A 21102-nucleotide genomic window follows, 5' to 3' on the forward strand; every position below is an offset into this window, starting at 1 on the left:
ACCGCCTTTTAAAAGTTCCTTTAATTTTAGCGGTTAAATGGAATTACTACAAAACTAATTTGCAGATATTTTGAGGAAAATTGGTTTGTGTACTGGCATTGTATCTTTTAAGTGTTTCACCAGAAGTTCGTACTGAATACTGCGGTCATTGCCTGCAATTCTCTTTAAGTTCGCCTCTAATCCTGACTGATCAAGGCCTTCAACTTCAAATTTTTGTTCGTTACTTAAATACCTGGAATTCATTTGGCTGGTAAAAGTCACTAAGCTTTTTGAAGAACTAAGTTGGGTTTGACTTATGGTCGTATTAATCGCCGGAGGGACATAGGCCCTAAGGACTAATCTTGCGCTTCCATCAGCAAAGGCCACAGAAGAAAAAGAGAAAACAACGAATGCTAAATAAGTCTTCATATGAGACTTATCGGCACAATACCTGAGCTTCTTGAGCGGGTATTTGAAGATTATCTATCTAGCTGCAATTTCAAAGGTTATGGTGTCGGTATAGGTACCGGTGACCATTTGTTCGGCCGGTTTGCCTGTGTAGGAGATCGTCAAATTCCGCAGCAGGCTCACTGGAAAGATGTGCCAGCGCTCGTACGTCGTTCCCGATGATGTTGAAAGATTCAATGTCGTTCCATCGTACTTAAGCGAGTAAGCAAAAACCTCTGCCCCCTCAACACGCTTAAGTTTCCCCAGATTCGCACTGGAAATCCTCACCCGATAACCAGACAAAATAGCATTTGATTTCTCTCTATAGCTCGCCACTTTTAAATCAGTCTGGGTAGTCGAAAGATCCAGGGCCCCTGCAATCGTTTCTGGAAAGACTTCAATGGAAACTCTCGAAGAAACTTTTCCCTGTAAAAGAGATGATCCTGTCACCGCAGAAAGGGCCGGAAGGGAAAAAAGAATTGAAAATAGCAGGCTGGAAATTATAGTTTTCATCTTCCCTGACTTTTAAGCAAAAAAAAAGGCCCGCCATCCATGAGCGGGCCTTCGTTATTTTTGGAAAATTAGTTAGCAGCGATGTTGAAAGTAACTGTATCAGCGTATGTACCTTCTACCATTGATTCAGCAGCAACACCTGTGTATGAAATGTTCAGGTCTTTATTCACGTTAACAGCTGCAGCTGAAGAGTTTGTAAAAGTTGAACCTGCTGCAGTTGAAAGACCTACTGATGATCCAGCATACTTAAGTGTGTATGAGAAAACTTCAGCACCGTCTGTTCTCTTAAGTTTCCCTAAGTTTGCAGAAGTGATCGTTACTTTATAACCAGTTTTTGAGTTCGATTGCTCATTAACTGTAGCTACTTTTAGGTCAGATTGAGTTGTCGCAAGATCCAGGGCAGATGCTACTGCTACTGGAGTGACAACGATAGCTACCTTTTGAGCAACTATACCTTGAAGTAGTAATGAACCTGATGTTGCAGCAAAAGCTGATGTTGTCGTAAGAGTTAAAAGTGCTGTTACTGCTAAAAACTTCTTCATAGATACTCCTGTGTGTTGCGATCGTTGTTTGGTTTTTTTTTCTTAAACCTGATTCTGTCCTTATCTAAAGCACTTCCGGTGCCAAGTTCAAAACAACCTTAAGTCCTTGGCATCAAGTTCTCGTCTAAGTAAAGACGTGATTATATTTTAAACACTGATGTCAAAACGTGTCTAAAAAAGTGTCAAAAGGAGCTTTTTGCCAGTTGCGAATATCGCCACAACAACACCACTAAAAAAGGATTAATTATAATTGGTTAGACCACAGATCTATCAATAAAAATTATCAATAATCCAAGTAGAATTTTACTTACTCAAAAAGCATAAAAATGGAGCTTGGAAGCAAGGAGGTTAAACTTTTAGATAGGGTGGTTTCTACACACAATCGAATCTTAACTTGAAGCTGGCCGAGGACCCTGCTACAAGGCTGTCATTAGTATTTTTAATTGGGAGTGAAGTATGAAGAACTTAGTTTTGGCTATTGGCTTTTTATTTAGCGCAGGATCTGCACTGGCATGTAATCCAGAAGCTCAATTTATTGGAAAAGTAACTGAATACAAAAAAGTTCGCATCGACCAGAACATGTTCGATTGCTCATTTAAGATCAATTATACTGATTACAGAGCAAGCATGGTTTGCCCACTAAGCGAATCTGAAGCATCTACTACTGAATTCGTAGACGCTTCATGTAGCCTTAAAGATGGCGACGCGGTTTCTGGATACCTTGTTGTTCAAGACGGCCAGATCGTTATCGAATAATTCTTAAGCTTGATGCTTGATGGTTAGTTCATCCTGAGCTGCGGCGTCGAATGTGCTAACCATCTTGGTCATGATGTGAATCATCATCTTGCGTTCATCACTGTTAAGTACACGCGTATAATGCTCCATACGCGAAATGTGAATCGGCAATACTTGTTTCAACTTGTCTTCACCAACCTGAGTTAACTCAACCAACATACCTCTTCTGTCTTTCGGATCTTCAACTCTTTTCACAAAACCATCTTTTTCGATAGCATCAATGAATTGAGTCATTGTTCCTCTCGTGACGCCTGTTCTCTTCGCTAGCTCAGAAGGAGAAAGAGCATGTACTGGCTCTTGTCTCTTTAAAAGCATGAGGAGCTGAAAGCGTCCAGGAGTAAGACCAAACTCAGACAGAGTGGCTTCTCGTCTCATGTTAATGAGAGATGAAACTTTGTGAAACTGGAGGATCGTCTCTACTGCTTCAGGAGAAACTTCCGGGTAGTTTGTCAAAAGTTCTTGGTAAACGGGATCTGATTTAATGTCTAAAATACTAGTGTGTTCCATAGATTCTGATTATGATAGTAAGAAAGGTTATTGGTCAATTTAGGAAAACCTTAAATTTTGCGTTCCTTGATCATCTTAAGATAAAATTATGAAGAAATTTGAGACACAGTTACAGAACATTCGTTGGGTTGATCTAACGACTCCTAAAAAAAGCGATTTGAATCATCTTTCGCAAGAGTTAAATATACCGAATCGCGTTTTGCTGAACGCCCTGAACCCTGAGCATCTACCTAAGTACGAATTACTTGAGTCTGCCGCGGTTATATATCTGCGAACGATTGATTATTCAAAGACAGATGCAGCCAACATTCAGGACCTGACAACGAAGATCACTCTCCTTATAAGTAACGACTCACTTATAACCATTCACCGTATGGATCACCCCTTTTTAGAGGAGCTCCGTCACGAAGCTGTTGAAAAAAACTACACGTTAAAAGACGTTATCAAGAGCATCATCACCTCTTCCATGATGACTTTCGATGCTCCTCTTTCTGCTTTAGAAAACAGAGTGGAGATATTTGAAGAAAGTATTTTTGAAACAAGTAAAAGTGACAACATTGTCCGCGAAGGTTACTTCTTAAAGAGAAAAGCTTCGGCCATTAGAAAAGTTCTTAAGTTCTCTCTCGATATCCTCGCCTCTCTTCAAAGCAGGCCGGATTTTGTCTGGAGGGATTTTCAAGGTCTGCGCGAAAGTATCGAGCGCAATCTCTTTTACACTGAAGACGTTTTGGAAAATGTCACAGGCCTTCTCAATCTGCACATCTCTCTTTCCGCCCAAAAAACCAATGAAGTCATGCGCGTCCTGACAGTGTTTTCGATTTTCTTCTTACCACTCAATTTCCTGGCAGGAGTTTACGGAATGAATTTTGATTACATGCCAGAACTTCACCACGAAAAAGGATACTTCCTGGTTTTAGGAAGTATGGCCGCTATTTCTATTGGTATCTTCATCTGGGTTTATCGCCGAGGTTGGCTGAAGCGTCCAAATTAAAAATCATTTTTTTGTGACAGTCTCTTCTCTAAGAACAAACTTGGCGATCAAAAAGACGACAAGTGCAACGATAAAAAAGTCTGCGGCAGAGCCAATAACTTTGCCGTAGAAAATCCCTTCATATTGAAGATCCCTGACATTTGTAACGTTAGCAGCTTTAAGTGCCGGCTTAAAAATAAGTGGCATCATAAGATCATTGACTAAACTTCCAATGAGCTCATTTAATTTTCCGCCAATGATCACTGCGATGGCCAGACCAATAACTCCGTAAGCTTTAAGAAACGAAAAAAATTCTTTAACCACATTCTCTCCTCAATTAGATTTTGAAGAGAAGTTTAATTCCAGTACCAAAAAATGAAAAGCATCATCATGAGCCTTACCAGCTCATAACTTGCATCAATAGCGACGACAATCCAGTTTTTAAACTGCCAGACTGCTTTGTTGACGGCAAAAGGAAGAAAAAAACCTGCCCACACCAGAAGAGTTGCCAACACTCCTACTTCTAGTGAGCCATCACTTAAAGATTTTGTAAAAAAGACCATCAGTCCAAAGACGTAGGCCGTAATTAAAGACACCAGAATATAAATGACAAAAGAAGTTATCTGCTGTTTTTTGCCAGCACTCCCTTGGTCTTTAACCCCGTACATATATTTTCTGTAAGGAACGCCAAAGAGCTTAGTCATCCAGAGAAATCCTAGGACTAATGACAAAACACTGCACGTAATGACTGCGAAAAAGTTTACACTCACAGGAATCATGACTTCTCCTTAAAATATTTATTCACAAAGTATAACATCAAACTTGTAGAGAAAAAGTCGCCATGCTTTAATTTTATTTATGAAAAAGAAAATATTGTCGTGGATTGGTTACGTTCTATTCATTGCCTTTGTCGTCACTGCTTCATTGGAACTCGCCAGCCAATTTTATGTCCACAATTACAGACGCGATCTTCTTCAACAGAGTTATCAACAGGAAAATCCGGCCGAATACAAACGGATCCAAGAATGGCATGGCAACTTTAAACGCTCACCTTTTTTTGGATACGTCACCCGATACGGGAACAATTACGGCTTTAGCTCCAGCGAAGACTATCCGCTGGCAAAAGATGACAGGACTTTTATTATCGCTGTCCTTGGCGGCTCCGTTGCTGATCAGTTCGTTCGCCATATCGTGGCCAATGAACGTCTGACTGATAAATTAAAAGAGCATGTCCCCGCCCTAAAAGATAAATATATACGTTTCATGAACCTGGCGATTCCCGGCTACAAACAACCTCAGCAATACATAGCCTCTTCTTATTTTATTGAAGATATCGACATGGTTATTCAACTCGATGGGTGGAATGAAGTTTGGTCGAGAACAAGTGGCGCTTACCCGATGAACTATCCAACCTTCAGTGAATTTCTCTACGATGATGAATCCAACGGAAGAATCAATGATGTCTTTGAACAAAAAGCAAAAGCAGAAAGTATCAGAATGCATCCCATTTTGAGTAAGAGTGCCATTATGATTCTTTATCGCAACATCCTTCTTAAAGAAGTTTATAAAGAATCCCAAGACCTCTCTAACCCCAAAACTTCTTTTTATAATCGCATGAACAGCGCCGATGAAATTCAGCAAATCCTTGTAGGCAACTGGAAAAAATACACTCAGATGCAGCAAGCGATTTTAAAACTACACAATAAACCCGGATTCTTTTTTGTCCAACCAAGCCAATACAATCCCGAATCAAAAACTTTTAGCAGTCAGGAGCAAGCAACTGTCATCAATGACCTCTTCGCCAGTAGTGTTGCCGACTTCCTGGCCTTGAGAAAAGAAGCATCAAAGCTTGGAGTCTATGACCTGGCAATGGTCTTTAAACCCATCAAAGAAACCATTTACACAGATGACTGCTGCCATATTAATAGCAAAGGAAACGAAATTATCGCCGATGCTATCTTTCGCACCATTGGACAAAACTATAAGACGAAATAAGAATCCAGGATTTTGGGCACAAAAAAACCCAATCGAGTTGGGTCATTTTATTTTTTGAATGTTCAAATGGTGCCCTGCGAGGGACTTGAACCCCCACGCTTGCGCACCAGATCCTAAGTCTGGCGTGTCTGCCAATTTCACCAGCAGGGCGTCGATTTGAGACACTATTTTTACTCAAAAATGTTGAGGCTGACAAGTGAAAAATAAAAAAATTATGAAGCTTTTTTGGCAACGCCGAGTTTTTTCTCAAGTTCAGCGATTTTAGAGCTCATTAACGTGTTTTCTTGTTTAAGTTTAACGATTTCTTTACGTTTTTCGGCCACTTCGTTGTTTGCTTCACTTAGGCGAGAGTTGGCCTGCTCGAGCTGTTTTGCGTAGGCGTCCGCACTCTTTTGGCCTGATCCGCCCTTCTTGTTAGACGATTCCAGCTGGCTGGTGACGTATTTAAGCTTTTGCTCGGTCTTTTTAAGCTCGATAGAAAGAAGCTTGTACTTATCCTCTGAAGCCTTTCTATCGCTCTGTAGGATGGCAATCTGGGCCTCTCGTTCGGCAAGCTCGGACTTCATTGCTGAGTTTGAACCAGCTGCCGAATTTTCTTCTTTGAGTTTACGGTTTGCTTCGCGCTCTTCCTGGAAGCGAGATTCCATTTCCAACTTATCTTGCTTGAAGCGCTCGATTACCGATTGGGCCATCTGCATGTTTGAACGCAAGCTCTCAATCTCTCTTTCGTGCTTTTCTGTCGTTTCGCTTTCGCGATTTTCAATATTTTCATTGATGATATTGACCTTTTTATTGGCCAGCTCAAGTCTGCCCTTCAAGCTCTTATTTTCCGCTTGCAGGATCTGAAGCTTTTCTTCATTGGCAAATTCACGGCTGCGGGCAAATTCCGACTTAATCTCTTCAATGCGGTCTTCAAGAGCGGTGATCTTCATGTCTTTAGCGCGAAGATTGATTTCGGCATCGTTTTTATATTTTTCAATAATCTTATCTTTTGCCTTGGCCACTTCAACAGCTTTGCCGAGCGCGGATTTTAGTTTCCCAAGTTCAGGGTTCTCCTGAGAAGGTGCTGCCAGGTTGCCTTCGATTCCCTGGAGGGTCTTCTCATTCTGGAAGCGGATGATTTCATTTTTCATCTGCTCGATAACTTTTTTCATTCTGGCAATTTGAGCTTCAAGCTTTTCTCTTACTTCATCTGGTGTCTGATTGCCTAAGATTTTGAGCGCAAAAGCTTCTTCCAGTTTCTGGTTTTTTACCAGCTCAGAAGATACAGCTTCTTCAACGATGCCACTTACAACAGTCTTAACATCGTTTTCTTTAGCATCAAGTTCCTTAGCAACAACACGGATAATATCTTCCTGAATGACATTGCGTCCTTCAGAGTTGATACGGATGACTTCATCCTGGATCTTTTCATTAATTTGAGAGCGCTTAACTTCCCACTTCTCATTGTTGGCGACAGCGACATCTTTTCCAGACACTCTAATCGCTTCATTGTCTGAAGTATCAACCCAACCTTTGACACGGTCGACGCCTTCTTTCTCACTTCCTTTCCCGTGAATCATCAGGATTTCTTCAATATCGCTTAGAGATTTCTCTGCAAGAATTCTCTGGATTTCCTGAACTTGTGGATCGAGTTTTGAGTTGGCAATCTTCTGAACGTAATCTGTAATTCCGCTAAAGAGCTGGTCATCTTTAATCAAGCGGAAAACAAAATTTTTAATTTCATCATCAACTTCTTTGACTGCTTCTTGTTTCGGATAAAATGTTAAGTAGTATTCAACGTCAATGAGCTCAAGCCTTTCAAGTGGCTTTGGACGTTCTTCGTTATTGCGGTAGTTTTTAATAAAAATAGCAAATTTTCTGGCAACGGCCAGCTTCTTCGACTGCTCATTTCCACCCTTAGGTGCTTCGTAACGAACTGGTTCTTGAGACGCAAGCCCTGAATGAAGTTCTGCCGGTGACTCTGCAACTTCAGAACTGGCGGCCTTTTTGGCCACTTCCGTAAAGAAGTATGACTTCATTCCTTTAAAGCTCTTGTCTTTAAACATCAACATCGAAAGAGTGAGCTTCTTTTTCTTATCAAAGTACGTCACATCGAAATAGTTTGTATCTTTAGTGAGAAGATCTAACACCTCTTTAAACTCACTCTTGCCACCAAAGAACTCCACTTCCATAGAAATCTGAACAGTGAAGGCCTCTCCGTTATGAGAGTAAGAGAGATCAATAGGCATTCTCTCCTGGCTTGCTTCAACTTTCTTGAAAGCAAACTTAAGTGCCGTGTGCATATAATCGCGAAGAGCATTGATATCAAATTTCGCTTTATAGGCTTCAACCACGATTGAGTCCACAAAGTATCCCACGTTGAGATACTCATGAATCTTTACCGAGTAAATGTTTTTTAAATCTTTTGAGTAGCGGTCAACCAAATCGAAGTCGACAGCTTCAGTGAAGTAAGACGTCAGAAGTTTTTTACCGGCCTCTGTCGCAAACAATCCTTCACTGATGTAACTTCTCACATGAGTCAGAAATTTTGCATCCAGGTCGGCCTTAGTCTGTAGTCGTGGAAGATGAGTCACTTCCGGGCAAGCGTTATTGATAGCAAAAAGATAATTGTGACCTTCAGTGTATTTTTGCTCTAACTCTACTCCCATCTCTAAAAAGAAATGCGCCACCGGTGAGCTCATAAGCTCCGGTGTCACTAAGATCTTCATTTTAGAGTTTTGATTCAAATTCTTATTCCTCTTAAGCGGCTACATCTGCCGTTCTTTCCTTTTTCATTAGCACGCGTTTTAAAAGCCTCTGGGTCTTGCCTTCGCATTTAAAATCGCCGCAATCAATTGCCAAAAGCACATTCTTATCAAGGCACTTTTTAAAGCCGTAAGAACTGTTTAAGGCCACCATTACAATTTCCAGATCATTCATTTCGCGAGAGTTGATATTGCGAATTCCTGAGCCATCATATTTTTCAAATAAGACACTCTTATTTAACATTTCATCTGTGGCGATTTCTCTCATCACTTCAAAGTCTTCCGGAAGAAAACTTTCCTGGAATGATAGGTAGTCCAGTTTCTCTTTTAAGCTCATGACGTTTACGCTTTCCCCTAAATGCATCAAACTCTCCAGAGTTGAAGAGAAGAGTCTGGAAAGGAAATCAGATTCGTAATAGCCCAGAAGAAAAGCGCAGAATGCATAGGAGCTGGCCACACTCAAGTGTCTCTTAAACAGTTCACTATCTCTTTCCATGAAGGCCATGGCCTCTTCATTTGAAAACTTTGAGAAGAACTTCCATGCCAGCATATTAAGTTCGAACTGTTCTTTTTCTTTTTCGATGAATTCAACTCTAAGAAGTTCAATTAACTGTTCACGCCACTTGATCTTGTCTCTCATTAAAACTTCAGAACAATATTTTTCGTAGATGGCCTCGAACTCATGACGAACGTGTGGGTCGATTAAATTTTCAATCGTGAGTGTCTGCTCGGCGGCCTCGAGTTTTTTAATCAACTCGAAATTAATGACGTCACCTTTTTTAGAAACCAGTAAGTTTTGACCAGATTTTTTCTGCCAAAAAATATCTCCAGGTGCGAGCATTTCGTTTCTGATGAGTTTAAAGTTGAAGTTCATTTTTTCCTTAAATTTAGAGGGTTTTCCCTCTCAATCTTTTCGGAACAAAATGAAAATAATTGACATAATTTAGACAAAAAAAAGCCCCAGAATACCTGAGGCTTTAGACTGTAGTTCTATTGGATTAGACCTATTAAACTAAATGAACTTTTACTTACTAATCGGATTGTAGCAACGGTACATATGCGTCCCTGAATGTTGAGTCACACTTGGAAAAGTTTGACGACAAACATCCGTGGCATTCCAACATCTTGGGTTGAAATGACATCCTTGTGGTGGATTCATCGGGCTTGGGATGTCTCCTTCAAGGATAATGCGATCTGGTCTCTTATCCGTACTAGGATGAGGAATGGCCGAGAATAATGCTTTAGTATAAGGGTGCTTTGCATCCCCATATAGTTCGCTAGACTCAGCAACTTCTACCATGTTTCCTAAATACATTACCGCTACACGGTTCGAAATATACTCAACAACTTTAAGATCGTGAGCGATGAAGAGGTATGTTAGACCTAGTTCTTTTTGAAGATCCATTAGCAGGTTTACAACCTGAGCTTGTACCGAAACGTCCAGAGCAGAAACAGGTTCATCACAAACGATGAACTCTGGTTCAACAGCAAGAGCGCGAGCAATACAGATACGTTGTCTCTGTCCACCTGAGAATTCGTGTGGGTACTTATTAAGAGCGTCTGCTGGAAGTTGAACTTGAGCAAGTAGTTGAAGAAGACGAGCTTTTCTTGCTGCTTTATCAGTGTGTAGCTCATGGATATCCATTGGCTCAGCAAGAATATCTCCAATCGTCATACGCGGATTTAAAGAAGCGTATGGGTCTTGGAAAATGATTTGCATTTTTCTTCTGATCGCTCTCATTTCAGCTGGAGATGCTTTTTCGATGTTCTTTCCATCGAAAATGATTTCACCCGAAGTTGGCTCAATCAATCTTAGAATTGATCTTCCCAGAGTTGTCTTTCCACACCCAGACTCCCCTACTAGACCAAGAGTTTCACCTTTTTTAATTTTAAAGCTGATGTCATTAACCGCTCTCACGGCCCCAACTTCACGCCCTAAAAGCCCACCCTTGATTGGGAAAACTTTCGTTAAATTTTTTACTTCTAATAAATATTCGCTCATAGACCTTTACCTTCAAATTGCTTTAGAGGGTTAAAACAAGCCGCTAAGTGGCCTGCTTCCATGTCTCTTAGTGTTGGTTCACCTTGAGACCCACGACAGTGTTCAGTTACACTTGAACAACGATCCTGGAAATTACATCCTGCAGGTAAATCAAACAGAGATGGAACCATTCCTTCGATTGTTTGAAGTCTTTCTTTTCTCTGACTCTTAGTAGAGTCAAAAGAAGGAATCGAGTTCATCAATCCTCTTGTATATGGATGTCTCGGGTGATTAAAGAGTGTTTTGACGTCGGCCGTCTCAACGATCTGACCACAGTACATAACTGCAACAGTGTCACATGTTTCAGCAACGACACCAAGATCGTGAGTGATCAGGATGATCCCCATTCCCAGTTCTTTCTGCAGTTTTTTCATTAGCTCAAGAATTTGTGCCTGGATTGTTACGTCCAGAGCAGTTGTCGGCTCATCGGCGATAAGAACATCAGGCTCACATGAAAGCGCGATGGCGATCATAACCCTTTGTCTCATCCCCCCTGAAAGTTGGTGAGGGTATTCTTTAACTCTCTTTTCAGGAGAAGGAATTCCCACCAGGCGTAGCATATCAACAGCTTTTGCTTCTCTTTCTTTTTTAGATAATTGAGGCTGGTGAAGTTCAATCACTTCTTCGATCTGGTTTCCGATAGTGAATACCGGATTAAGTGAAGTCATTGGCTCCTGGAAAATCATCGCGATTTTGTTACCGCGGATTTTTCTCATTTCAGAGGCGTCCATGTTAACTAAACTCTTTCCTTTAAAAAGAATTTGTCCACTTGCCACGCGCCCTGGAGGATTTGGGATAAGTCCCATGATCGCCAGAGCAGAAACAGATTTACCTGATCCAGACTCTCCTACGATCCCTACAGTTTTCCCTTTGAAAACGTCAAAGTTTACACCATTAACCGCTTTAATCGTTCCACGGTCAGTCTTAAACTCAACGACCAGATCTTTTACTTCTAAGACTTTTTCAGTCATTTTATTTCCCTTTCAATTTTGGATCGAGAGCATCACGAAGAGCGTCTCCAAGAATGTTAAAAGCAAGAACGATAAAGAACATTGCCAGAGTCGCAGCACCTAACTGCCACCACACTCCACGAGCAAGCTCCAGTTTCGAGTCATCAATCATTGTTCCCCAGCTTGGACGTCCTTGAACTCCAAGACCCAGGTAAGAAAGAATAACTTCAGACTTAATCGCCGCCTCAAAAGTCAGCGAGAAGTTGATGATAAGAACGTGAGTGATGTTCGGTAAAATATGCTTGAAAATTTTTCTTGTGTGACCAGCACCTAAAGCGTTTGCCGCTTGAGAGTACTCACGGTCTTTGTGCTTCATAACTTCACCACGGACGATACGGCACAGACCAACCCAACTCGTAACCCCGAGAGAGATAAATACTGTCGACGTTCCTTTCCCCATGATGAAAGCGATGGCAACCAGAAGCATGATGAATGGGATTGATGAGAATGTTGTGTAAAACCAAACGATGATTTCATCAACGATCCCACCGAAATAACCAGCAAGAGCTCCAAGGGTTGTTCCGATAAATAAAGCGATGAAAGAAGTCGCTAAACCGATGGCAACGGCCGTCTCCGCCCCTTTAACCATCTTTAAGAAAACGCTTCTTCCAAAAATATCTGTTCCGAAAATGTATTCTGCACTTGGTGGTGCGTATGAAGGACCTACTTCAACTCCCCAGTTGCTGGCGATAACGCCAAGGAAAGTTAAAAGAGCGATCAAAAAGTAAAACCCAACAATGATCAAAGAAACAAGAGCAAGCTTGTCTTTAACGATTGTAGAGAAAGCATGCTGCCACAGAGACTTTGATGCTTTATTTTTCGTAGCCGGAACTTCTAGTGCAATAGTTTTAGTATCTGTCGTCATTCTTCTCGTCCTATTTCAATCTCATACGCGGGTCAACCACAGTGTATAGAACGTCTGTGATAACACCGAAAATGATAAACCCTACCGCACTTAAGATCGTCATAGCTTTAATGACCGGGAAATCACTCGTATTGATTGCTTTAATTGTAATCCCGCCTAATCCTGGAATACTGAAGAAAGCTTCAGCAAGTAAGAGCCCTAGGATAAGGAAAGGAATCTGGATAATTACATAAGTTAAAATCGGGATCATCGCGTTCTTTAATACGTGCTTGAACATGATGCTTAGTTCGCCCACGCCTTTAGCACGCGCGGTACGAACATAGTCCTGATAAACTTCGTCCAGAATAACTGAACGATAGAACCTTGTGTCTGGTCCCCAGCTGATTGCAATGTAAAGAAGAACTGGAAGGATTGTATAAGGAATGAAATTAGGAAACCCTGCTTCGTATCCTGAGATTTCAAACCATCCTAGAGTGTAAGCGAAATACCACTGACCAAAAAGGATGTACGCTAAGCTTGGAATACTCATCATCGCAATAGAAAGGATAAGAACTGTCTTATCCAACATCTTTCCGCGATAGAAAGAAACAAGTAGTGCTGTTGAAATCGATACGATGTTAACGATGATGAAAAGTGGAATAGTAATCGACAGTGACGGTCCTGCTCCGGCCTTAATCATTTCCCAAATCTGCTGCTTAGATGACCATGAGTAACCAAAGTCAAATGTGAAAGCTGATCTCACGATTGAAAGGTACTGCTCCCAAAAAGGGCGGTCCATTCCAAGCTCGTGGTGAAGTTGGGCAATTTGCTCGTGAGTCGCGTGTTTTCCTAAAAGGATGAACGCTGGGTCTGGAGCAACAACGTTAAAGATAACAAAGATAATTAAGCAGACTCCCAGTAGTACTGGGACGACATAGAGGAGCCTGCGTAGAATGTAAGAGTACAAATTCATTTCTTATAAACCTATTTGAGATTAAAACTTTTTAGCCATCTCTTCTTTTTTAGCCGTATCAAGGTTCAGGTACTGAACGTTGTCGTGGTGAAGATCAGATGCACGGTAGTTTCTTAACCATGATTGTTGAAGAGTGTACGCCTGACGGTGAACACCGAATAAGCTTACTGCTTCTTCAGCAATGTACTTGTTTAGCTTTACGTATAGAGCAGTTCTCGCTGGAGAATCTTGCATCATAACAGCTTGCTCGAATTCCTTGTTGAACTTTGGATCGTTGTAGTTAGAGCTGTTAGCACCTGGTGCTGAGTTTGGTCCGTAGAAAAGTTGTAGGAAGTTTTCTGCATCTGGGTAATCTGCTCCCCATGCGATACCAAACATTTGTCCCGATCTCTTCTTAAGCTTAGCTTGGAATTCTGGCCATGGAGAAGCAGAGATCTTGATCTTGATTCCGATTTGCTCCATTTGCTTTTGGAAGTATTCACCCATCTGACGAGATGTTGTCGAATCTGGGATATCGTAAACGATTTCTGGAAGACCTTTCCCTTCTGGGTATCCTGCTGCTGCAAGAGTCTTCTTCGCTAGTTCAATGTTTGGTCCTTTCCACTGGTTTTTGTAAGCTGGGTCGTTACCAGCAATTCCAGGAGGAACGATTGATTGAGCAGGGAAAGCTGTATTGTTGTAGAACAGTTCGTTTGCCTTTGCTTCATCGTAAGCAAGGTACATAGCTCTTCTTAGGTTCGTGTTGTGGAAAAGCTTGTTGTCGTAGTTAAAGCTTGTGTAAGTAACGTCAAGCTGTGGAGAGATCGTAAGAACGATTCCTTTATCTGCAAGCTCACCTGAGATCTTGTTGTCTTTAACCGCTGTTGCGAAGTTGTCTTTTGGAACACCAAAGTAATCAATTTCACCTTTGTTGAACTTTAACCATGCTGGCTGAGATTCAACCATTACGTGTACAATAACTTTATCAACAAGTGGAAGTTTCTTTCCAGCATCTCCTAGAAGGTTTTGGTATTCTGGAGAAGCGTCACTTGGGTATAGTTTTTCTCTGAAAGTTGGGTTCTTTGTATAAACGATACGTTTACCTTGGTCGAACTTTGGAAGAACGTATGGTCCAGTTCCAACCGGGTGGTTGATGAACTCTTTTCCGTACTTCGCTACAACTTCTTTAGAAACGACTGAAGTAAATCCCATTGCTAAAGAGTATAGGAATTGCGGGAATGGCTTCGCTAGTTTGAATTGAAGTGTGTATTTATCAAGAGCCTTTAGACCTTCAACTTCTTCATCGTAGTTAGTCACTGGAAGATTAGCGTTTTTATCGCGCCACTCGTTTAGACCTTTTAGTTTTCCATCAAGGATCCACCATCCGCTTGCTTGGTTTTTTGAATCAGCAAGACGCTTGATTGAGTAAACGAAGTCAGATGCTTCAACTTCTCTACCTTTTCCGTTAGGGAAAGCAGCGTCGTCTTGGAATAGAACGCCTTTTCTAATTTTGAAAGTGTAAGTGATACCATCTTTTGAAACTTCCGGCATTGCTTCAGCAAGGTTAGGAATTAGCTCATACGGCATTTTTAGGTAATGATATGCTAGTAAGCCTTCATAGATTTTTGCGATCTCTCTACCAGAATAAAGATCGTCCGACATAATCGGATCGTAACCTTTAATTTCAGCAGGGCTCACGATGTTAAGAACGCGTTCACTCGCGTCTTGTTTTTTTGCACAGCCAGTTAATACAGTCGCTGCAGCAACAGACAGGGCCAATAAGATGTTTCGCATTTTCATTTAAAAATCCTCGATTAACAAAATAAAATGGTCGGACTTTTATTTATATCTATGATTCTCTGCATTTGTCATTTTTTTTGGGATTTTTTTTTAATGCGTCACAATACTTACATGTCGCATTCTTTTGGAACTAAAAACAGTGTCAAAATGGGATCATTTGAGAGGTCTTTTACGAAGATTTTAAAGACGACTCTCTCATAGAATTTTTGATTAGATACCGAGTTATCAACAACAAATCTATATGAAGGTGTAGTGCGCTCCATGATGAAATGATTGTCAGAAAAGCTGGCCGAAAAATGTTTAGGATAAACCTTCGCTGCTTTGAAGCGCATGAAATCAGAAGCAAAAACAAAGAACTCTTCAATGCTCTTGGCTATTTTGGCCTTGTCAGTTCGCTCGCCCAATTGATCTTTTAAAAGCTCAGTAATCTCAGAATTTTTAATCGTGCGATTCACAAACTCAGGATCGAGAGATAACGCAAGCTCTCTCTCCCCGATGACAGGAAAATCTAACACTAAATCGAACCTGTTTTCTTTTCGTGAAATTTGGGATTCGTAAGAAAAAATATGTTTAGTTGATAAAAGCTCGATGCGGCCGTTTCCACTTCCTTCTACACAAATTTTTTGGAACTCGGTTTGAAAATCAGCCGCTGATTTTGGAGTTTCTGTCGCACAAGAAGCTAGAAGAAATAATAAACAGCCAAGCCCTACGGAATAGAGGCCGGTAATCTGCTTTTCTCCACATCTTCTAAGAGTCTTAATACGTCTTCTCTCTCTGCTTTTGCCTGAGCACTCTTTAGCGCCTCAGTCAGGTACATTTTTGCTTTATCATAATTATGCAGACGCTGATAAATCATTCCGAGGTGCTTCGTGATCGTGGGATCACCTTTGACTAACTCGATGGCCTTTCTCGCTTCTGCTAAAGCTTCGTGATATTTTCCTGTCTGGTAAAAATACCATGCAAGTGAGTCTCTAATATACCCGTCATCCGGTCTTAATGAAACTGCTTTCGAAATATATTCGAAGGCCACATCCATTTTTTCGTTTCTTTCTAGATATGAGTAACCTAAGAAGTTAAGTGCGTGAGCATTGTTTGGATCTTTGTCTACAATCACCTGCACCAGTTTTCTAGCTTCATTATACTGTCCGTCTTTTTCCATGATCGAAGCCAGGTAGTAGCTGTGGCTTTCAGTAAAATTCTTGTGCTCTTTTAAAGATGCAAGAGTTATAATCGCATTTTTGTATTGGAAAGTGTCTTCAAAGAAACTTGCCTGAAGCATTTTAAGCTCCATTGTCATTTCCGGATTTTCTTTTACCCTTCCATCAATAAATTGATTAAAGGCCTGCATTGAATCAGATTTTCCTTGAACAAATTCTTCGCGGGCACGCACGCCCATGATCTGCCCAACTTGAAGTCCGGCGTCTCCAAATAGTGGGCTGGTTGAACCGATGCGCTTGAAGTACATCATCGCTTCTGCCGGCTGATTTGTTTGCTGGTGAAGGGCCCCAAGATAATAAAGAACTTTATCCGATTCAGGCACAACTTCTAAAACATCTTTAAAAAGTTTAGCCGCTTCATCATAGCGTTCCATATCTGAGTACAGTAATCCCAGACGAACCTTTAAGTTCAGGTCTGTATTGTCTAAAGAAACTAATGTCTCAGCATAAGGCAGAACCTCAGCTGTTTTTTCCATTGAGAACATCACCGTCACCATGCGCGAGAGCACCTGAGTGTTGCCGGCGTTTTCTTCATTATCCACAAACTTCTTATAAACTTTAAGCGCTTTAGCAAACTGCTCTTTTTCTTCATAAAGAGCGCCAATTGCCATCGCTGCTTGCGAATATGTTGGATCAATTTTTAATGATTTTTCAAAGTGAGTTTGAGCAACAGCTTTGTTTCCTCTGTCGTACTCCATTCTTCCGCGGAAAAATGAAAAGACTGGACTATCAGGTGAGCGTTTTTCACAGCTGCTTAAAAGCGAGTGCGCTTCCTTAAACATTTTATCTGCCACATAAGAACGAGTAAGGTATAAACACGCCTCTTCTGAATTGGGATTAACTGCTAAGAGACGCTGATAAACAGCGCGGGCCTCTTTGGTTTTTTCCAATGAAGAATGAACACTTCCTAAAATAAGACCGACTGTTTCATCCTTAGAGTCTGTTTTTTTAAAAACTGTTTCCAGGATTTTTTCTGCTTCTTTTAAGTCCGGCTCTTTTGCTGAACGAATCAGCTCATAGGCCAGCTTTCTTTTTACATAAAGATCATCAGGCTGCAGTTCACTGACTGCTCTAAAGATAATTCCCGCGGTTTGAAAATCTCCGCGAATCGAAGCATCGTTGCCTTTGATGAATAAATCAGTGGCCAGATACTCTGGAGCTTTTCCTCCAACTTTAAGAGCACTTTCCACCATCTCTTTTAGCTCGCCATTCTTAATTCCAAGTTCTGCAGTGGGATTAAATTTAATTTCTTTATACGCTTCGCCCTTAGGAGAATACGTCATCTGTGAACATGAAATGAATGTTAAAAGAATTGCTAGAAGTGAAAATTTTAAAGTGCGCATAGGCTGATATCCATCGCAGTCGAGGAAATAATCTCCCTCGAAACTTCATCGACTTCTGCCCCCATGAGCTTTAAATAAAACTAGGATTTGGAAGCAAAGCGGCCATTTTTTCGCATCACTCCTAATACTTGATTTAATTGCATTATTAAAAAAATTTAAAAAGAACAGCAAAAATTGTTTGGGAAATGTTTGACAGCATCAAATCAATGTTGTTATTTCTTGGCTCGCTAAGCCTTAGGAGGGCACCATTTCGTTTGGAATGCACCTAAGTACCCGATTTTCAAAAGAAAAAAAGGTAGTCTAAAGGTTTAGTGAAAAAAGTACTTAATATTGCGAAACCGAGATTCTGTGCTTTTTTTTTGTGATAGAAAGTTTACGGCATAAAGCCTTAAAACCAATATTCTGAGAACCAATTAAAAAGGTTCTCGATAAAATAGGGGAAATTAGTATGAGCGACGTAAGAATCATTAAGCGTTACCAAAACAGAAAACTTTATGACACTCACCAGAGCTGTTACGTGACTCTAGAAGAGATCGCACAGATCATTCGTGAAGGTAACGAAATCCAAGTTATCGACAACAAAACTAAGAATGACATCACTTACATCACTCAAATCCAACTTCTTTTTGATCAAGAGAAAAAATCAACAAGAGCTGGAGATGTTGAACTTCTTAAGCGTGTAATCCGCTCAGAAGAAGGAACTTTCACAGGACACATCAAAGCTCTAGAAAAGAAGCTTGGTGGTGAAGTTTCTGAGTTCAAAGCACCTTTCATGAACAATGAAAACTCTGCTATTGAAACTACAACTACTTTAAACTAAAATTTAAGCATTAGTTCCCTCTTAAACTAAAGGTACTTAATGCTAAACAACATTTTAAAAATAGTTCTTATGACACCCGTCTTTATGGCGGGTGTTTTTGTTTCTCCCGCCCAGGCCCAAGAAAAACAAATTAAGCCAAACATCCATGTGCTTACCGGCGAAGAAAGCGCCAAAAAAGTTAACAACAACATTCCTTCTGCTAGTGACTCTCGCATCCCAGATGAGATCAATAAACACTCGATTGGTATCGGTGTAGGTCAGACGTTTCTTCGCTCTGATTTCCACGATCATGGGACGGATAAGATCACTCCTGATCTTTATTACAACTACTCTGCCAGCTACTCTTTTGACTTTATGGCCAACCTTCACTGGTCAAAGCACAAATACCTAAACCGCGACGTTACGATTAAAGGACTCGCACTTTCAATTAAAGGGAAGGGTTTCCAATTTGATGCCTTCTCACCTTTCGTTCTTGGTGGATTCGGTTTTTATGAGCCGACAGCGACAAGAAACATTAATGGCGTTTTAACCAAGACACGCGAACAGCTGGTCTTCGGGATGAACCTTGGTGCTGGAGTTGAATTAAGACTTAATAGCCAGGCCACAGTAGGTGTTATCGCTCACTACCACGACCCCTTTGATGTTAGACAAGAAAACGGTCCAGATCTGGAAGGTTCATATATGAAACTTCTGATCCTTGGAATGTACACTTTCAATTAATATGAAAGTTCCGCCTAAACGACTCTATATTTTGACAGGTAAAGGCGGCGTAGGAAAAACGTCTCTGGCCATGGCAATGACCAAACATCTTGAGAGCACTGGTCATAACGTAAAATACAATTCATTTTATCAGGAACCGGAAAGAACGCTTTGGAAAAAGCTCGCACTTCCGGTTTTAGATATCGACCTCAATACTTCAGCTGAAATTTATATCGGAAGAAAACTAAACTCAAAAACCATCGCTTCATGGATTATGAAAACGCATTTTTTCAAATCGCTTTTTCAAATGATCCCCGGCCTTGGCCACATGATTCTCCTGGGACATATCCTGGATGAATTAGATAAAAATCCTGACCTAGTAATCGTTCTCGACTCCCCGGCTTCAGGGCACGCACTGACGATGTTTGAGTCTTCATCGAACTTTAAAAAGATTTTTAGAGCAGGTCTCATCGTTAAAGACATTGAGAAAATGCACACATTCTTAAGCCGTCCAGGACACTTAAAAACATTGATTGTTTCCCTGGCCACAGAGCTCGCTATCAATGAAGCCCGCGACCTGCAGAATGAACTGGCCAACAGTAATGGACCTGATTTAAATGTCGAACTGATGGTCAATGATTCCTACCTGAAATACTTAAAAGACAATCAGATTGATGAAAAAGACCTCCCAGATTTTTTAAAAAATAAAATTGAGCTGGAAAAAGAGATCATTGGAAACATCAAGTCTCTGCCACATATTGATGAGAGTGAGCAAGTGGGTGTGATTGAAGAACTCGCTCCTCACATGGGGGCCTTTCTATGATCAATATCCCTCAGAAAAAAGTTGAACTCTTCTGTGGAACTGGTGGCGTGGGAAAAACCACGGTGGCCACGGCCAGGGCACTTGCGCTGGCAGAAGAAGGAAGAAAAGTTTTACTCATCACGATTGACCCGGCCAAAAGATTAAAACAAATTTTAAACCTCCCGGACACAGATGATGGCGTAATCAACACAATTACCCTGGATCTTTTCGGACAGGATAAAAATAAGTCCTTCGATGCTATGCTGATGTCGCCGGGAGCGACTTTAAAGCGTATTGCTGTGGAAAAAGGGCTGGAAGCTGAATTTGAATCGACAATCATTAAAACCCTTTCTCGCCCTTACGGTGGAATGAATGAGATCATGTCGATCATTGAAGTGCAGTATCAAATTAAAAAAAATCTCTACGATACGATTATCCTCGATACTCCTCCGGGAAAACACTTTATCGACTTCCTCGAGTCTTCTGAGAAGATTAAAAACTTCTTTGATAAATCATTCCTGGAAATCTTTGAGTATCTCGGAAAGAGCATTCACGGTGGGTCGTCAAAAAGCCAGGGAATCTTCACTAAGATTATCTCCACTGGTGTAAACAAACTTTTAAGTTACCTCGAAGATGTGACGGGTGCCGAATTTGTTCGCGAGTTCATTGACGCTGTCCTTGCTCTTTACAGAAGCCGCGACTCCTTCCTTCACGCCCTGGAATTCCAGGAAGAGTTAAAGAATGAGACATTCTCCAACTGGTTTCTGGTCACTTCGGTTGAGCAACAGAAAATTAATGAAGCACAGGGGCTAAAGGATCAGGCAGGACACTTTATTCACGATGACTTATTTCTAGTTATCAATAAGTGCCTAACGCCGTATTTGAATGCCTGGGAACCCGCAGGAAATGCTCCACTTTCAAAACTAAAGTCAGGTATGGTGACTCGCGAGGCTAAGCTTTCCGAGTTTGCTAGTAAAAACTTCACAAACGTACTAAAATTCCATGAAATAAATAGTCCTTCTCCATTGGAGCACGTTAAGGGCCTGGCCTTACAATTTAAGGCCTGATATCACTGAAGG

General features: G+C 41.0%; 22 protein-coding genes and 1 tRNA gene. 7 read left to right on the top strand and 16 right to left on the bottom strand.

The window, feature by feature from the left end:
* Positions 1-54: 54 nt before the first annotated feature.
* From C0V70_RS16120 to C0V70_RS16130, 3 genes are all read right to left on the bottom strand, one after another.
* A complete protein-coding gene (locus C0V70_RS16120) occupies positions 55-408 on the bottom strand; it encodes a hypothetical protein (protein ID WP_102244896.1) in 354 nt (117 codons plus the stop codon).
* Between the two features lie 54 nt (positions 409-462).
* Positions 463-939 (bottom strand): hypothetical protein, encoded by a 477-nt coding sequence (locus C0V70_RS16125; RefSeq protein ID WP_102244897.1) that lies wholly within the window; start codon positions 937-939, stop codon positions 463-465.
* 68 nt (positions 940-1007) lie between these two features.
* Positions 1008-1481, bottom strand: a complete 474-nt coding sequence (locus tag C0V70_RS16130; protein ID WP_102244898.1) for a fimbrial protein — start codon at positions 1479-1481, stop codon at positions 1008-1010.
* 456 nt (positions 1482-1937) lie between these two features.
* Here C0V70_RS16130 and C0V70_RS16135 point away from each other — a divergent pair, with 456 nt between their 5' ends.
* Positions 1938-2237 (top strand): hypothetical protein, encoded by a 300-nt coding sequence (locus C0V70_RS16135; protein WP_102244899.1) that lies wholly within the window; start codon positions 1938-1940, stop codon positions 2235-2237.
* 3 nt (positions 2238-2240) lie between these two features.
* On the opposite strand, the gene C0V70_RS16140 is transcribed toward C0V70_RS16135, so the two are convergent.
* Positions 2241-2783: a MarR family winged helix-turn-helix transcriptional regulator gene (locus C0V70_RS16140; protein ID WP_102244900.1), complete on the bottom strand. Its 543-nt coding sequence runs from the start codon at positions 2781-2783 to the stop codon at positions 2241-2243.
* Positions 2784-2871: 88 nt separating this feature from the next.
* Between C0V70_RS16140 and C0V70_RS16145 the strand changes: the two genes are divergently transcribed.
* Positions 2872-3774: a CorA family divalent cation transporter gene (locus C0V70_RS16145; protein WP_102244901.1), complete on the top strand. Its 903-nt coding sequence runs from the start codon at positions 2872-2874 to the stop codon at positions 3772-3774.
* Between the two features lie 3 nt (positions 3775-3777).
* On the opposite strand, the gene C0V70_RS16150 is transcribed toward C0V70_RS16145, so the two are convergent.
* On the bottom strand, positions 3778-4077 hold the full coding sequence (locus C0V70_RS16150) for an MscL family protein (RefSeq protein WP_102244902.1): 300 nt from the start codon (positions 4075-4077) through the stop codon (positions 3778-3780).
* Positions 4078-4109: 32 nt separating this feature from the next.
* Complete coding sequence (locus C0V70_RS16155) at positions 4110-4532, bottom strand: DUF1761 domain-containing protein (protein WP_102244903.1); 423 nt, start codon at positions 4530-4532, stop codon at positions 4110-4112.
* A 79-nt stretch (positions 4533-4611) separates the two neighbouring features.
* On the opposite strand from C0V70_RS16155, the gene C0V70_RS16160 reads away from it, so the two are divergent.
* On the top strand, positions 4612-5748 hold the full coding sequence (locus tag C0V70_RS16160; protein ID WP_133566774.1) for an SGNH/GDSL hydrolase family protein: 1137 nt from the start codon (positions 4612-4614) through the stop codon (positions 5746-5748).
* Between the two features lie 67 nt (positions 5749-5815).
* Here C0V70_RS16160 and C0V70_RS16165 read toward each other — a convergent pair.
* From C0V70_RS16165 to C0V70_RS16210, 10 genes are all read right to left on the bottom strand, one after another.
* Positions 5816-5898, bottom strand: a tRNA-Leu gene (locus tag C0V70_RS16165).
* Between the two features lie 62 nt (positions 5899-5960).
* Positions 5961-8459 (bottom strand): hypothetical protein, encoded by a 2499-nt coding sequence (locus C0V70_RS16170; protein ID WP_102244905.1) that lies wholly within the window; start codon positions 8457-8459, stop codon positions 5961-5963.
* Positions 8460-8490: 31 nt separating this feature from the next.
* Complete coding sequence (locus C0V70_RS16175; RefSeq protein ID WP_102244906.1) at positions 8491-9369, bottom strand: hypothetical protein; 879 nt, start codon at positions 9367-9369, stop codon at positions 8491-8493.
* A gap of 150 nt (positions 9370-9519) precedes the next feature.
* A complete protein-coding gene (locus tag C0V70_RS16180; protein WP_102244907.1) occupies positions 9520-10497 on the bottom strand; it encodes an ABC transporter ATP-binding protein in 978 nt (325 codons plus the stop codon).
* Entirely contained in the window at positions 10494-11507 is a 1014-nt protein-coding gene (locus tag C0V70_RS16185; RefSeq protein WP_102244908.1) for an ABC transporter ATP-binding protein, read from the bottom strand. Before C0V70_RS16185 ends, C0V70_RS16180 begins: the two co-directional genes overlap by 4 nt.
* A 1-nt stretch (position 11508) precedes the next feature.
* Positions 11509-12411 carry an ABC transporter permease gene (locus tag C0V70_RS16190; RefSeq protein ID WP_102244909.1) on the bottom strand — a complete coding sequence of 301 codons (903 nt, stop codon included), beginning with the start codon at positions 12409-12411 and terminating at the stop codon, positions 11509-11511.
* Between the two features lie 10 nt (positions 12412-12421).
* Positions 12422-13363 (bottom strand): ABC transporter permease, encoded by a 942-nt coding sequence (locus C0V70_RS16195; RefSeq protein WP_102244910.1) that lies wholly within the window; start codon positions 13361-13363, stop codon positions 12422-12424.
* A 21-nt stretch (positions 13364-13384) separates the two neighbouring features.
* Complete coding sequence (locus C0V70_RS16200) at positions 13385-15142, bottom strand: ABC transporter substrate-binding protein (protein ID WP_102244911.1); 1758 nt, start codon at positions 15140-15142, stop codon at positions 13385-13387.
* Positions 15143-15249: 107 nt separating this feature from the next.
* On the bottom strand, positions 15250-15657 hold the full coding sequence (locus C0V70_RS16205) for a hypothetical protein (protein WP_102244912.1): 408 nt from the start codon (positions 15655-15657) through the stop codon (positions 15250-15252).
* A 191-nt stretch (positions 15658-15848) separates the two neighbouring features.
* On the bottom strand, positions 15849-17702 hold the full coding sequence (locus tag C0V70_RS16210; protein WP_102244913.1) for a tetratricopeptide repeat protein: 1854 nt from the start codon (positions 17700-17702) through the stop codon (positions 15849-15851).
* A 448-nt stretch (positions 17703-18150) separates the two neighbouring features.
* Between C0V70_RS16210 and C0V70_RS16215 the strand changes: the two genes are divergently transcribed.
* The 4 genes from C0V70_RS16215 to C0V70_RS16230 are packed head-to-tail and all read left to right on the top strand — an operon-like array spanning position 18151 to position 21090.
* Positions 18151-18522, top strand: a complete 372-nt coding sequence (locus C0V70_RS16215) for a polyhydroxyalkanoate synthesis regulator DNA-binding domain-containing protein (RefSeq protein WP_102244914.1) — start codon at positions 18151-18153, stop codon at positions 18520-18522.
* A gap of 39 nt (positions 18523-18561) precedes the next feature.
* On the top strand, positions 18562-19242 hold the full coding sequence (locus tag C0V70_RS16220; protein WP_102244915.1) for a putative outer membrane beta-barrel protein: 681 nt from the start codon (positions 18562-18564) through the stop codon (positions 19240-19242).
* 1 nt (position 19243) lies between these two features.
* Complete coding sequence (locus C0V70_RS16225; RefSeq protein WP_102244916.1) at positions 19244-20044, top strand: ArsA-related P-loop ATPase; 801 nt, start codon at positions 19244-19246, stop codon at positions 20042-20044.
* A complete protein-coding gene (locus C0V70_RS16230; RefSeq protein ID WP_102244917.1) occupies positions 20041-21090 on the top strand; it encodes an ArsA family ATPase in 1050 nt (349 codons plus the stop codon). The genes C0V70_RS16225 and C0V70_RS16230 overlap by 4 nt, the downstream gene beginning before the upstream one ends.
* Positions 21091-21102: the final 12 nt, after the last annotated feature.

The organism is Bacteriovorax stolpii (genome assembly GCF_002872415.1).
Lineage (GTDB): Bacteria > Bdellovibrionota > Bacteriovoracia > Bacteriovoracales > Bacteriovoracaceae > Bacteriovorax > Bacteriovorax stolpii.

Coding starts and splice junctions, on each gene's coding strand:
- C0V70_RS16120 (WP_102244896.1), bottom strand. CDS start 408: ATGAAGACTTATTTAGCATTCGTTGTTTTCTCTTTTTCTTCTGTGGCC.
- C0V70_RS16125 (WP_102244897.1), bottom strand. CDS start 939: ATGAAAACTATAATTTCCAGCCTGCTATTTTCAATTCTTTTTTCCCTT.
- C0V70_RS16130 (WP_102244898.1), bottom strand. CDS start 1,481: ATGAAGAAGTTTTTAGCAGTAACAGCACTTTTAACTCTTACGACAACA.
- C0V70_RS16135 (WP_102244899.1), top strand. CDS start 1,938: ATGAAGAACTTAGTTTTGGCTATTGGCTTTTTATTTAGCGCAGGATCT.
- C0V70_RS16140 (WP_102244900.1), bottom strand. CDS start 2,783: ATGGAACACACTAGTATTTTAGACATTAAATCAGATCCCGTTTACCAA.
- C0V70_RS16145 (WP_102244901.1), top strand. CDS start 2,872: ATGAAGAAATTTGAGACACAGTTACAGAACATTCGTTGGGTTGATCTA.
- C0V70_RS16155 (WP_102244903.1), bottom strand. CDS start 4,532: ATGATTCCTGTGAGTGTAAACTTTTTCGCAGTCATTACGTGCAGTGTT.
- C0V70_RS16160 (WP_133566774.1), top strand. CDS start 4,612: ATGAAAAAGAAAATATTGTCGTGGATTGGTTACGTTCTATTCATTGCC.
- C0V70_RS16170 (WP_102244905.1), bottom strand. CDS start 8,459: ATGAAGATCTTAGTGACACCGGAGCTTATGAGCTCACCGGTGGCGCAT.
- C0V70_RS16175 (WP_102244906.1), bottom strand. CDS start 9,369: ATGAACTTCAACTTTAAACTCATCAGAAACGAAATGCTCGCACCTGGA.
- C0V70_RS16180 (WP_102244907.1), bottom strand. CDS start 10,497: ATGAGCGAATATTTATTAGAAGTAAAAAATTTAACGAAAGTTTTCCCA.
- C0V70_RS16185 (WP_102244908.1), bottom strand. CDS start 11,507: ATGACTGAAAAAGTCTTAGAAGTAAAAGATCTGGTCGTTGAGTTTAAG.
- C0V70_RS16190 (WP_102244909.1), bottom strand. CDS start 12,411: ATGACGACAGATACTAAAACTATTGCACTAGAAGTTCCGGCTACGAAA.
- C0V70_RS16195 (WP_102244910.1), bottom strand. CDS start 13,363: ATGAATTTGTACTCTTACATTCTACGCAGGCTCCTCTATGTCGTCCCA.
- C0V70_RS16200 (WP_102244911.1), bottom strand. CDS start 15,142: ATGAAAATGCGAAACATCTTATTGGCCCTGTCTGTTGCTGCAGCGACT.
- C0V70_RS16210 (WP_102244913.1), bottom strand. CDS start 17,702: ATGCGCACTTTAAAATTTTCACTTCTAGCAATTCTTTTAACATTCATT.
- C0V70_RS16215 (WP_102244914.1), top strand. CDS start 18,151: ATGAGCGACGTAAGAATCATTAAGCGTTACCAAAACAGAAAACTTTAT.
- C0V70_RS16220 (WP_102244915.1), top strand. CDS start 18,562: ATGCTAAACAACATTTTAAAAATAGTTCTTATGACACCCGTCTTTATG.
- C0V70_RS16225 (WP_102244916.1), top strand. CDS start 19,244: ATGAAAGTTCCGCCTAAACGACTCTATATTTTGACAGGTAAAGGCGGC.
- C0V70_RS16230 (WP_102244917.1), top strand. CDS start 20,041: ATGATCAATATCCCTCAGAAAAAAGTTGAACTCTTCTGTGGAACTGGT.